Raw genomic sequence first — 13,668 nt, 5'->3', positions numbered from 1 at the left:
TTGTTTTTATGGTGTTGGCGTTGAATTATTGTTGATTCTAAATTGTTGCGGATATTGTGAGTAAATTATCGATTGATGATTATACAGCGGTATAGAAGTGATAGAGGATATATAAAAAGGGTAATATAAATTACCCCTAAAAAAATGTTTTTTAAATAGATGGGTTATTCACCTTCAAAATCCACTAATGTAAAACAATTAATTCCCATATCAGTGAGTTTAGTTTTACCCTCTAAAGTGGGTAAATTAATTACAAAAGCTGCATCTTCAGCAATGCCGCCTGCTTTTTGTATCAATTTTGCTGTTGCTGCAACTGTACCGCCAGTTGCTAATAAGTCATCGATAATTAATACGCGTTCACCGGGATTAATAGCATCTGAGTGAATTTCGAGTGTATCAGTACCATATTCTAATTGATATTCCTCTCTAAATACGTGACGCGGTAACTTATTTGGTTTTCTTACTGGCACAAAACCAACATTTAATGCTAATGCAATTGGAGCTGCAAAGATAAACCCACGCGCTTCGGTGCCAACCACTTTATCTATTTTTTTATCTCTATAGTGATCGATTAATAGCTCAACCGAAGATCGAAATGCAACAGGATCTTCAAGCAGGCTAGTAATATCACGAAATAGAATCCCTTTTTTAGGGTAATCGGGTATGGTGATAATACTATTTTTAATTAGTGCGAGTTTTTCTTGTAATTGAGTCATATTAAATGTTCTCTATATCATTTCTATAAGAATGGACAATTTTTCATTATATACTCTCGTCGTTTGGCATGGCAATAAACAAAAGACAATATCGCAGTAAAATAGAATCGTTGACTTGTTTTTTTTACTTTTTTTTACAAATAAATACAATATTCACACAGTTTGTTTGAGGTAAATACATTTAGTTTTGATTTGAATATTTTTTTTCGTGTTCAATTAACCAACGTTTTCGCTCTAAGCCTCCACCATATCCCATTAATTCGCCATTTGAGCCAATGACTCGGTGACAAGGTACAATAATCGCAACTCGATTAAATCCATTTGCACTTGCCACTGCACGTATAGCCTGTGGATTATTAATCTTTTCTGCTTGTTGTTTATAGGTGGTTAGTTTTCCGTAAGGAATTTGTTTTAAACAATCCCAAACGTTGTTTTGAAAATCTGTTCCTGGTGTATGCAATTTGATATTAAAATGTTGCCTTTTCCCTTGGAAATATTCTTCAATTTCTTTTTTTGTCTGTTTTATATGGTTATTATCACCAAAAATAATTTTCATTTTTAGCTGTTTTTGTAGTTGTTCGAATTCAGTTTCTAGCATTCTTCTATCTACAAATTCTAATAAGCAAATCCCTTGATTGGTAGAACATACAAACATGGGCCCTAATGGCGTTGTTAAACGATTAATTAAAATAATGTCTTGATTGATACTTTCTAGTGGCGTGTTTTTGATGATTTTTTTATAGGTATATCCAAAACCACTTAAAGATTCATACCCCGTATTATAAGCAGTATTAATAACATTTTTTTGACTTTAAGCTCTTGAAAAGCTTGGTTAATTCGGTACATCCTTTGATAAGTTTGGAAGGTGATTCCATAATGTTTTTTGAACCAGCGTCTTACCATTTCAGGGCTTATTTGATGTTTTTTTAATATGGTATCTGATACTTTTGTTTTAGGATTTTCTGTAATTAATGTGACGGCTTTAGTAACGTCAATAGGTGCTTCATTAGCATTTTCAGTTGGTTTGCAAATTTTACAAGGTCGATATCCTGCATCAAGTGCAGCTTTAAATGTATTAAAAAATTCAACATTTTCAAATTTTGGTTTTCTTGCTCTGCAAGTCGCAATACAAAATACTGATGTCGTTTTAACCCCTGCATAAAAGATTCCCACATATTTTTGATCTTTTGTGAGTAAAGCTTGATAATATTCTCTTATTTTGTCCGCATTACTAATAACCATAATTTTTTAAGCCTTAATTTTATTACATCTAATAATTAGTATGCATATTAAATAATATAGTAGCGGCTGCAACCGAAAAAACGACAACTATTTTTTATATTGAAAATTTGTCATAAATAAAGACGTTAGAATAAAAAAACTTAACCAATTAATGATGTGTTGGTTAAGTTCTTTTTATTTACTTTTTGTATAATGGTGAATTGTTTAATGATTTTGCTACAAAACTATTGACTGATAGTGTTTTAAGTTTGCCTTGAATGTCCAATGCTTGCTGCTCTGATTCACACTGTGTAAAAACACAAGCCCCAGTACCTGTTAATCTACTAGGAGCGAATTGTGATAAGTAAGTTATGAGTTTACCAACTTCAGGATAACGCTCGCGTACTACATTTTCACAATCGTTTTTAAACTGATCAAACGGTAAAGTGATAAGTTCTTGCATACTGAGCTTGGGCGTATCACGGCATAGTTTTGGGTCGTTAAAGACTTTTGCTGTTGATATTTCAATATTGGGGTAGGCGACTAGGTACCAGTGTTCAGGAATATCGATGCTTTGGAATTGATCACCAATGCCTTCAGCAAAAGCAGCATGTCCATAAATAAAAATTGGCACATCAGCCCCGATTGTTTGACCTATTTCAATTAATTCGTCAGTCGATAAGTTCAGTTGCCATAACTGATTTAGTGCGACTAATACAGTGGCTGCATTGGAAGAAGCACCGCCTAGTCCACCACCCATTGGGATTTTTTTATTAATTGTAATATCTACACCAATATTTTTTTTGTTAGCATACGACTTTAATCGTTCTGCGGCGATCGTAATTAAATTCTTATCGTCGGGAATGTTAGCAAATGGTGTTAATAATTTTATGTTGTCATCTTGACGGACTGTAAAGGTCAAAATGTCACAATAATCTACAAATTGAAACAGCGTTTGTAGGTTATGATAATTATCAGCACGACGGCCTGTAATATATAAGAATAAATTTAATTTAGCGGGTGATAACCATTGTTTCATAAATATTATCCGTTATCGTAAAACCCAGTTGCTAATTTTTAATCGAACCACTACATCATCATGGGTAAGTTCAATGATTGTAGGTAAATAAATTTCTTTATTTTTATAGGTATAATTTGTATAACTGGAAATTTTTAATGCCCATTTATTATTGCCTTGCATAAAGACGGTTGATATTAAGCGCCCTGAATTGTCTAATTTGTCAGCATTATTGTTGTCTGAAAATCCTTTTAACCAATTATGTAAAGAATTTAATGGTATATTTACGTTAGAGATTTTTTTCATTAGATTTTCAACGTTGACATCTTGATAACTTTCACCATTTTTATCAATCAGTTGTGCATAATTAGGCTCGGCTTTTAAGCTTAAAATATTGGTACCAACGGGGGTGGTTAATTTGACTTCGTAATTATCTGTTGACTGTTGGGTAATTAAAAATCGACCATAATTACGAGACTTATTACTCATATAAGCAATACTGCCGTTTACTTGAAACGCATTTATTTGTTGTAGATTCTGTTGGTGAGCTTGCCATTGTTGCTCAACTGAAGTTGAATTTTGTGATTTAGTTGATTGGCAAGCGGCAATAAATAAAGATAACACGATAATAAAAGCATATTTGATTTTAGACATGAAGTAACTCTTAGTTGTTAGTGTTTGTTGTCAACGATGAGTGTATTATAACCGATAATTATCTGAATAAGAAAAAGTAACTATGTAAATTAATCTTTATTCTTTTTTTATGTATAATATAGGTTTAGAGCTCGTTTAATATAAATAAAATAATTATATCAATATATAACCTTCAAAAAAGAAGCGATGCAATGTCCATTACAATTTTTGGTGTTAATCATAAAACTGCGCCAGTCGCTTTAAGGGAGAGACTTGCTTTTCCTACTGAGATTGTCGATAAAGCGCTATACAGCCTATACCAACATCCTTTGGTTGAAGGATGTGTCATTTTGTCTACCTGCAATCGAACAGAAATTTATTTGAGTTATGAGCATCAAACTGACTATCTTAGATTAAAACAGTCTGTAGAAAGTTGGTTGGGGCAATTTCATGATCTTGATATTGAGTTATATCAAGACTCACTCTATTGGTATGACGACCAACACGCTGTTGAGCATTTGATGTCGGTTGCTAGCGGTTTGGACTCAATGATCATTGGTGAGCCACAAATTTTAGGACAAGTTAAGCAGGCATATAGTTTTGCTCAAAAACAAAACTGTTTATCCGTCCAATTAAAAAAACTATTTCAAACCGTGTTTCATGTAGCAAAAATTGTCCGCAGTGAAACTAATATTGGTGCTAATACAGCATCTGTTGCCTATGCCGCTTGTTTAGTTGCTCGCAATCTTTTTGTTGATACTTCTCATTTAAATATTATGCTTGTTGGAGCAGGGGAAACGATAGAACTTATCTCTCGCTACTTAAAACCGCATGGGTTTAATCACGTGATTATTGCCAATCGTACCCGTGAAAAGGCATTAAAACTTGCGGCTGGTATTGATGCAGAAATCATTTCATTGCCTGATATTGCTAATCGACTTAAAGATGTTGATATTGTGATTAGTTCAACAGCAAGCCCTTTACCTATCATAGGTAAAGGGATGGTTGAACGCACTTTACACGCTAGGAATTACCGTCAAATGCTGTTTATTGATTTAGCAGTGCCTCGCGATGTTGAGGAAGAGGTTAATCAGCTTGATAATGTGCATCTTTACACTATTGATGACTTACAAAAAACGGTTGAAAGTAATTTAGAGCAACGCGCTATTGCCGCTAAAGAAGCACAATATCTTATTCAAGAACAAGCTGAACATTTCATTGATTGGATTAAAACTAGACATGCAGTTGCTTATGTTAAGCAGTATCGTAGTAATGCGGAAAGTATTAAGCGTGAATTACAAATAAAAGCTTTAAATGCTATCAAGCAGGGTGCTAATATTGACGATGTTTTTGCTGAGTTTTCCCATCGTTTAACCAATAAATTAATCCACGCACCGACTCAAACATTACTCCATGCCGCTACACATGATTGTGATGACTGTTTCAAAGTGCTTAGTAAAGGTTTGGGCTTAAAAGAACATTAGTAAATATATCGCTTTGTCTAAAAAACGAGGAATAAATTGGATCAGATTGAATTTTTTGATATTCCAAGCCCTTGTAAACGAGTTTGTGAAACTGATAAACAAGGCTATTGTATTACCTGCTATCGCTCAAGAGACGAACGCTTTAAGTGGTTAACTTTGAGTGATAGTCAAAAGCAAGATGTTTTGCGTTTATGCAAACAACGGGCAGCAAGGCGCCGTTATTTATTATCACAGCAACCACAACCACAATTAGATCCACTTACATCACAATTTGATCTTAATTTTTGAAATCTATTTATCTCTTTTTAATTGTATATTGTAATCTTGTGTAACTAAGAGTAGGATTTTTTATACGTATAAAGATGGCAATTATTGAGTCACTTTTTTAATTTTATTGGAATTTAGAATATGAAAATGTGTATTGCTTGTGGCATGCCAATGATGGCTATTGCTGATTATCCGTTGCTTGATATGTCTAAAAGATATTGTAAGCATTGTGCTCATAAAGATGGCACAATGAAAACATTTAATGAAAAATGGCATGAAGTCACATTACAATATGCTAAAAATTACAATATTGATAATGCAATAGCTAAGCAGACGGCTTATATAATCCTTAAAAAATTACCCGCATGGAAACCTAGATATTAGTTTGTTTTTTAGGCATATAAAGCACTTTACGATAATACTTGTTGCAGATATTGCAAAGCTAAGTATAATGCTAACGTTTACTTATTTACACGTTTAATGCCAGTGTGGCGAAATTGGTAGACGCAGCGGATTCAAAATCCGCCGCCCTTAAAAGCGTGTCGGTTCGAGTCCGACCACTGGCACCAAGTCCACAAAAAGAACTTCAGCTTGAAGTTGTTTTTTTATGTATAAAGCCTTCCAAAACAGTATTCTGCTATATTTAGCTTATTATTAACTGACCCAACCTCATTTCAAATTTATGATAACATCTGGCTCTTTTTAAAACCTTTAAAAATTAATGCGATGAAAAAATAAAACATTTTTTGTTGCTAGTCTGCAATATAACATTGGTTGGTTGTTTTGGTTCAGATAACTTTTAGTCTAGCTTAGTTGATCGTATGATTGACAACCCAACCCCGAATGAAATTAAAGTGATTGTTGATGTGAAGGAATTAACCATTCCAGCAAAATCAAGTGTGAATTATACATTTGAGTACAGTAAGCATACATTGTCTTACGGTAATCAATCGTTAAATTTTATAGCAAAACCTTCAACAACTGATAGTTCTGGGTTAATTAATTCAACTCAAAGTAACTATATAATGGTTCTTTTATTGAAAAACGGGCATAAGCCCGTTTTAGTGAATGGTTAGTTGTAAATAACTATTGTTGTGGGATGATGCTTATCTTTTGTCCACCTTTTGATACAGCTTGAATCTCACGATTATACATTGCTTCTCCAAATGCAGGAGGAATACTGTAAGTTCCTATATTGGTTGCTTTGATCTGATAGGTAAATTCTTGTATTTTATTATTATAAGTTGAACCATAAATAATAACACGATCTTCACGTACATCTGTATATTCAGGATACCAAGTATGTTTTCCTGTTTTTATACCAATTGGTGAAACCCAACCATAATTTTCATCATAATCACCTTCTTCATAATCATCTTCTTCATAGTCATCGTATTCTTCATTATCTTGAATATATTCGTCAGAATCGTCTTCCTGAGAATCTATTGGTTGTTGTACTACTTCAAAACCACCTGGTAGTAAATCAACAATGGCAATATTAGTTGCACCTTCATCTGCTAGTGCTCGGATTCTAACTGTTACGTTAATTTTATCGCCAAGTTTGACTTGTTCAACAGGTTTGCCATCAAGATCAGTAAATTCACGATATACTTCAAGCCCCTCTTTAATTGGCTCTTTAGGGATATCTTTGTCATAACCTTGTTCAGAAAACATATACCAAACAGGTAAGCTTGATTTATTAGTTATGTTTAATTGCGTATCTTGAACATTAAACCTACCTTTAGTCAAAATTCCATTTAAACTTGCAATAATTCTTTGTTTTTCTCCATCTTTTGATATTGCATTAATTTGAAGGGTATCTTTAGATAAATTTGATTGTTCAATGCTCTGCGAATAACTACTTAAAGCCAATATTGTCATTGCTGATGATTGAGTAGTATATTTTTGTTCATTCAGCATGATAACCATATTTTCTAATGCTTGCGCAGGAATATCTTTTACTTTTTCAGGAAAATGTTTGCCGATTAAATAGATTTTTCCTGCATTAACGACTAGTGGATCATAATAGTTGTTTAGCCACCAAGCACGATCATATGCAGCTTCTAATTGTTGCCAAACAGGTTTGATTAATTTATTTGCCTCTTTATCCATTTTTAACATTTTATAAGATGAAGCTAAATACATTGCCGTTATATCTTTTTTCCATGAATCTTCTTTTCGATTAAGATCGCTCATGGTAGAGGCTAAATAGCTTGTTGTTACTTTATTTTGCCTTGTTAATAAATAGATAGCATAAGCACGGACTCTTAAACCATAAGTACTATTATCTCTAGATACAGCAATTGTTTGCAGATATTTATTAGCATTATCAAGCATTTTTTTAGGTACTTTATAGCCCATTTCTTTTGCTTCAAGCATAAAGTTTACTGCATATAATGTAATAAAAGGATTAACATTGTAAGTTGAGTACCATAAACCAATTGCACCCTCACTATTTTGACGAGATTGCAACACTTGGAATAGTTCTGATAATGGTGCTATCCCTTCTTTCGAAGCCAGATCAAAATCACGATATTTACTCGCTATTAAAGCAGGAATTGCTCGACTTACAATCTGTTCTGAACAATAGTGTGGGTAGTCTTGTAAATAGGTGCTTAGGCCTTTACTTAGTATAAATGGTGAATAAGATGCGGCAGCTTCTCGTTTACTTAAGTTACTATACATGTTTCTAAAATCAGTAAACGTTTGTTTATGATCTTCCATTCTTCCCATTTTTGTGATTAATCTGTATTCAGTTAATGGCCTTATTGAAAGGCTAACATCACGTGTGATTGTAATATCATTATAGTTGGCTGAAAAGTGAAGATCGCTATTACCAAGTTTGTCGGTTGCCTTAAAATTAAATTTTAAAACTCCAGTTTTGCCATTAGCTAATTCAATAGCTTTGTTACTGTCGCCAATAATTGATAGGTTAGGGGATGTTGAAACCTTAATATCGATCGGAATGACTTTGTCTCCAATATTTTCAATCAGATTAGTTACATTTAGTGACACTTCAAACTCATCATCTGGTGCAGCAAAATATGGGGCATTAGGTTGTAAAACAATATCATTATGTACAGTTGTTGACATTTGAGTATGTCCCATTGTTTTATCACCAACCGATACAGCCATGATACGAATTTTGCCATTAAAATAATCAGGCACTTTATATTCAAAGGTTTTATCGCCATCTACATCAATAATACCTGACCAATAGGATACAGGTTCGTCTACTTTGCGTTTAAATGGATTTAAATGATTTGATAATACATCATCATTATCACCATCACCACCAGGAGCGGAAGCTGTCAACAAATGACGAAATTCTGGCAATATAAGATCTAAAATTTGTGAAGTTCTTACTGATAGTGCTTTTTTGCGTAAAAAGCTATTCAATGGATCTTTAAGTTTATAATTTGAGACCTGTAAAATTCCTTCGTCTACAGCAAATACAACCGCTTTTTGTGGCGTATTTGTATGTAACGTAATTGGCAGTTTATCTCCAGGTTTTATTAATGATGGTGCTTGTAATACGATTTTATCGTTAAATTGCTCATTTGAAATTTTGAATGGTATAACACCATAACTAAGTGGACTCATAAAAATTTCATCTGAATTTGGGTCACGAATAAATTGGACATTAATATAACCATTGCCACTAATGTCTTTCGGAAGTGTTATTTTTTGTACTGAGCTTGTGGTGTCTGTATGGAACCATTTCCAAGAATACACTTTGTCGCGTTCAATGGTAATAATACCACTACCTACATATGGTGCAGTGATTGAAACCTCTATTTCGTCACCCGGATTATATTGTGCATCTTTAATCTTTAATGTTAGTTCTGCATTACGATCTAAATCACGAGTAATATTAGCTGTACCCACAATAGAGTATTTGCTTTGGTAAAGTAACTCATCGTCTTTATTTCTAATTTGGATAATATAATTACCTGGATTTTTGCTATCTAATTCGTATGTTGTTTTTTCAGAACTAATCTTAAATGGCTGTTCTAATAGTACCGATTCTTTACGGCGTGACTCGTATTTATAAACCCCCGAAGGTTGTTTGACTAATACTGAAAGATATTTTTCTTCAATTAAAACAAGTTTTAGATCAGATAACTCTATTTTTTCTAGGGCAGGATTAATAGCTATAAAATCAAGATGACGAACCGAATCTTTATTAATGTATCTTAAATTACCATCAGCTTTTGCACCAACCAAATAATCATTTGGTGATACAAAGGTGCTTGCTGTTGCAGCAACACTTCGACCGCTATCTGGTTCAAAAACGTCTGTTAACATTCTTAATGTATAGTTGCCTTCAAAGCTTTGCATATTTTCATTAAGATCGATTTTTACTACACCATTTTCATCTGTTGTTTTGTCATCTAATTCAACTTTAAAACTATTTCTTCCCCCTGAAATGTTTTGATAAAAATAGTAGTCCTCATATTTTTTAAAATAAGGGGTTGAAGGTTCAAGAATCAATGTATTTGTTACTCGTCGATTAGCAGCATCTGTACCGAATAAGTTTTTGGCTTTGATTTCAGCCTGAATATCTTGAGGTTTTAACCACCCATCTTTTATCTCTGGTAATAATTTTAGGGATACGGTTGTTTTATCGGGTTCAAATTCACGAACAACAATTGAACTAGAACCTAACAATACCCGAGATTCATCATCATCATTTTTTAAATATAAATTAATATACCAATCACCAGTAGGGGACTCATAGTTGGTTTTATAGCTAAGCTCATTAAATCCTGATTTATCTAGTACAATTGGTTGTTTTAGTACTAAATTGGATTTTGGATCATAAATTTCTGCTTCTACAGTGATCCCTTCCAAGGAATTTTCCCAATTTTGTGCTCGAACTATGGTGCCAATGTGGAATGTATCACCTGGACGATAAATACCTCTATCTGAAAAAATATGTGAACGTAATTCTCCACCTTCTATGGTTTCACGAATACCACCTATATCAAAACGAGATAAATTTAAATTTCTTTCATAACTTTTGATTGGTAAAAATGATAAATCACGTCCTTTTTCAACAACATATAAAAGTGGTTTAATACCTTGATAATATTCAGATAATGGTGAAAAGTGGACATGGCCGTTACTATCAGTTTTTTGTGAAGTAATAGTGATTCCATTCATTCCCAATACTGAAACTTTAGCATTACTAATTGGTTCACCTGAGCTTATTGATTGAATAAATAGATCATTTGATTGATCAAGCGATTTTTTAGCTATAATTCCTAAATCAGTCACAACAATAAAACGAGATGCCATGAACTCATATTGAGTATCTTTCGTTTTTTTCCCATAAAGTCTTAATAAAAAGACACCCCGATTTTTATTACCGTTTGTATCGGCTGTTAAGTAACGAGTTAAATCGACATTGGTGTATTTTACTTCCTCTGGAGCTCCTGTAAAATCTTTAGTTATACTATATTTTTCAACAAAATGATCATTATCAAGTTCACCAAAATCCATATCTTTAAATTCGTAGCTTTGATTAAACGCTACTAGATGTTGAAGTTGTGAAGGAATAACGCGATCCATTTCTAACTTCATTTGTTCTAAATTACGTGAAACGATTGGTAATTTTTTTTCGCCTGATAAGGATAGTAAAGAACCTGATGCAGCAAAATCAAGATAAGTTGGGTAACTAGGAACTGTCAATATTGTCTGATAATCTTGTTTTAAAAAATACCCTTCTTGAGAAGATAAAGGTTGATTAACCTCAATATATAATTTTGAGTTTTGTTCGGTTTTGAATTCAAAGCTAATTTGATTCTGATAAGTAAGTTCAGTATCAATTGGTTTCATTGATATTGGTGTTGCTTTTTCGAGTATTTCTGGTGTTACATTATATTTTATTTCGTATCTACCAGAAGTGCTATTGTTATATTTTTCATTATACGAACCATTTTTATTTTCAGGTAATTGCCAAACTTTGATTGCTTTTGATACATCTTCAGATCTTACTGCATGACTTAATGATAATACTAATACCTGCTGTATTTTTTCGTTGCTTTTTTCGACCAATGTAAGCTCTGTTTTTGTAACGCTTAAATGATATTTATCGGGTACAGTTACATTATTATTTATATCGTAATTCATTGCGCTACCACCTACAGCTGACATAACCCCCTTGTTAATTGTCATTTTTAAATAACCTTCTTTATCAAGTAAGGGAATAGGTGCACTCTTTATATATGCAATTTTGTCATTATCACCATAGGTTATAGTAAAATCGACATGGTTTAAGAATTTATCATAGTTTTTTTCGTAAAAACTGTCATATTTATTGTCTTTTTCATAAAGTGATAAAACAATATTTTTTTCAAAACTTTGCTTATCAACAGGATGACTAAATTTGACTGTATTTATGACATTCCTAACATTAGTTTCTGTAGGATTGGAATAAAGCTCACCTCGATTTTTGAACTTATATTCGAAATCAGGAGAAATAAAGGATAAGGTTGCACTATTTTTTTCTAGTTCGTTGTTTTCAGCAAATAATTTTGACTTATCCAATATGACTGTATATTCGATACCAAGTGGCCACTTTCTCTCTTTTGGTATGAATCTTATTATTGAATCATTTGACCATGTCCATTTCCCCTCAATGTTTGGTGAAATGGTAATACCTTCTGTTATTTCATCTTTGTTGATTGATTCTAGAGGAATTGGTGGGCGTTTAGCACCGATGAATTGGATATATATTATACCGTCACTTGTACTTGGTGGGGTTAATTCAGCTGAATAGGTATTTATTACTACAGGTGCTGGTTCAATCGGTTTTGGACGATTTAAATACCAATGATAGGCGTAATTACCAGAAAAGTAAGCAATAAATCCCAAAATAATACTTGTACCAATTAAAGTTTTTATTTTTTTTAATGTAGAACCTACTGCATAGTAAAATCTTTTTGCATTAGGTAACCAATCTGGTGTTGACCATTTTATATCACCGATAATTGGACTAAATAACCAAAAAAATCCTTTTGCTAAAATTAATAAAAAAAGCAGAAAATAACTGATTATTTCCCAAGCCTTTTGCAAAATATAGAAAGGCAGTTGCAAGATTAATTTTAGTAATTCCATTATTTATTCCTATTCCTCATATAAAGATCTAAAAATCATTTTTTTTATTATGTTTTATATTTAAATACGCATACTTTTCAAAATTTTAACAATTTTTTTATATTTTACTTTTAATATTATAACATTCTACATAAAAATACCACTTACAATACATAAAATGTAAATATTAAAAGGGATTGGATAATCATTTGAAATCCTCGGCATTTATAATTATTAATTCACTTTATTTCTTAGCAATAAAAACAGCCCGCATTGGAGCAGGGTAGCCTTCAATGGTTTTGGTTAAATCGATTGGATCTAAAAAGTCTGCAAGTGAATCCGATGTCATCCATTCTGTTTTACGTTGTTCATCCAAACTGGTGAGTGATATATCAACCAGTTTTGCATCAGAAAATCCAGATTTTTCTAACCAATTAATCATTGTTGGAACAGATGGAATAAAATAAACATTCCGCATTTGAGCATAGCGTTCGCCCGGCATGAGTGCTGTATGTTCAGCACCATCAATGACTAATGTTTCAAGTACTAATTGACCATCTTCAACGAGTTGATCTTTTAATTGAAATAAATGATCAAGTGGCGATCTGCGATGATATAAAACACCCATTGAGAAGACTGTATCAAAAGCACCAAGTTTGGGTAGCTGCTCAATGCCAAGTGGTAATAAATGCGCTCTTTGATCGTTACCCAGTAATTTGCGAATAGCCTCAAATTGGCATAGGTAAAGTGCCATAGGATCAATTCCAACAGCGAGTTTTGCTCCTGCACCAATCATGCGCCATAAATGGTAACCACTATTACACCCCACGTCTAAAACAATTTTACCTTCTAAACTATCAATGTGATTAATTAAGCGTTCCCACTTCCAATCTGAACGCCATTCTGTATCAACATCAATACCATATAAGTGAAAAGGGCCTTTGCGCCATGGCATCATGTTTTTTAGTAGTTGAGTAATTCGTTGCTGTTCACCTATCGAGATAGGTTGTTCACTATTGACAGATACACTATGGAGTAAATCAATTTGATCTGGAATGATAGACGGTAAGTGTTTAATACTGTTGATCCATTGATTAAAACGGTTATCAATATTTTGATTTTGCCAGTTTGCCAGTTGTGCTGGTAATACTTCTAGCCAGCGACTCAGTTTATTTTTTGCGATAATCTGGTAAAAATCACCAAAATCAATCATTCTATTATCCTTATT

The 13,668-nt window shown here is 32.9% G+C and carries 9 protein-coding genes, 1 tRNA gene and 1 pseudogene; 5 read left to right on the top strand and 6 right to left on the bottom strand.

What is annotated here, in order from left to right:
- Window positions 1–164 precede the first annotated feature (164 nt).
- The 4 genes and pseudogenes from apt to lolB form a co-directional block, all read right to left on the bottom strand.
- On the bottom strand, window positions 165–716 hold the full coding sequence (gene apt / locus GA0061081_RS03390; protein ID WP_091347065.1) for an adenine phosphoribosyltransferase: 552 nt from the start codon (window positions 714–716) through the stop codon (window positions 165–167).
- Window positions 717–897: 181 nt separating this feature from the next.
- Window positions 898–1,958: pseudogene (locus GA0061081_RS11310) on the bottom strand (bifunctional transcriptional activator/DNA repair enzyme AdaA).
- Between the two features lie 178 nt (window positions 1,959–2,136).
- Entirely contained in the window at window positions 2,137–2,976 is an 840-nt protein-coding gene (gene ispE, locus GA0061081_RS03380) for a 4-(cytidine 5'-diphospho)-2-C-methyl-D-erythritol kinase (protein WP_091347063.1), read from the bottom strand.
- A 12-nt stretch (window positions 2,977–2,988) separates the two neighbouring features.
- Window positions 2,989–3,609: a lipoprotein insertase outer membrane protein LolB gene (gene lolB / locus GA0061081_RS03375; protein WP_091347061.1), complete on the bottom strand. Its 621-nt coding sequence runs from the start codon at window positions 3,607–3,609 to the stop codon at window positions 2,989–2,991.
- 191 nt (window positions 3,610–3,800) lie between these two features.
- Between lolB and hemA the strand changes: the two genes are divergently transcribed.
- The 5 genes from hemA to GA0061081_RS03350 all read left to right on the top strand — a co-directional run bounded on the left by hemA (window position 3,801) and on the right by GA0061081_RS03350 (window position 6,415).
- Entirely contained in the window at window positions 3,801–5,072 is a 1,272-nt protein-coding gene (hemA, locus tag GA0061081_RS03370) for a glutamyl-tRNA reductase (RefSeq protein WP_091347059.1), read from the top strand.
- Between the two features lie 36 nt (window positions 5,073–5,108).
- Window positions 5,109–5,360 (top strand): DUF1289 domain-containing protein, encoded by a 252-nt coding sequence (locus GA0061081_RS03365; RefSeq protein WP_091347057.1) that lies wholly within the window; start codon window positions 5,109–5,111, stop codon window positions 5,358–5,360.
- A 120-nt stretch (window positions 5,361–5,480) separates the two neighbouring features.
- Window positions 5,481–5,723, top strand: a complete 243-nt coding sequence (locus GA0061081_RS03360; protein WP_091347055.1) for a zinc ribbon domain-containing protein — start codon at window positions 5,481–5,483, stop codon at window positions 5,721–5,723.
- 98 nt (window positions 5,724–5,821) lie between these two features.
- Window positions 5,822–5,908 (top strand) — tRNA-Leu (locus GA0061081_RS03355).
- 252 nt (window positions 5,909–6,160) lie between these two features.
- A complete protein-coding gene (locus GA0061081_RS03350; protein WP_091347053.1) occupies window positions 6,161–6,415 on the top strand; it encodes a hypothetical protein in 255 nt (84 codons plus the stop codon).
- A 10-nt stretch (window positions 6,416–6,425) separates the two neighbouring features.
- Here the strand turns inward: GA0061081_RS03350 and GA0061081_RS03345 are convergent, their stop codons facing one another.
- Together GA0061081_RS03345 and cmoB are read right to left on the bottom strand one after the other, a co-directional pair.
- Window positions 6,426–12,461, bottom strand: a complete 6,036-nt coding sequence (locus GA0061081_RS03345) for an alpha-2-macroglobulin family protein (RefSeq protein ID WP_091347052.1) — start codon at window positions 12,459–12,461, stop codon at window positions 6,426–6,428.
- 223 nt (window positions 12,462–12,684) lie between these two features.
- The gene (cmoB, locus tag GA0061081_RS03340) at window positions 12,685–13,653 is read right to left on the bottom strand and encodes a tRNA 5-methoxyuridine(34)/uridine 5-oxyacetic acid(34) synthase CmoB (RefSeq protein WP_091347050.1); all 969 of its coding nucleotides are present in this window, start codon (window positions 13,651–13,653) and stop codon (window positions 12,685–12,687) included.
- Between the last annotated feature and the right edge of the window lie 15 nt (window positions 13,654–13,668).

Origin of the sequence: Gilliamella bombicola (assembly GCF_900094945.1) — a bacterium.
GTDB classification, from domain to species: domain Bacteria; phylum Pseudomonadota; class Gammaproteobacteria; order Enterobacterales; family Orbaceae; genus Gilliamella; species Gilliamella bombicola.
The sequence above is the reverse complement of the archived record's forward strand: the minus strand, read 5'-3'. Positions and strand labels throughout refer to the sequence as shown.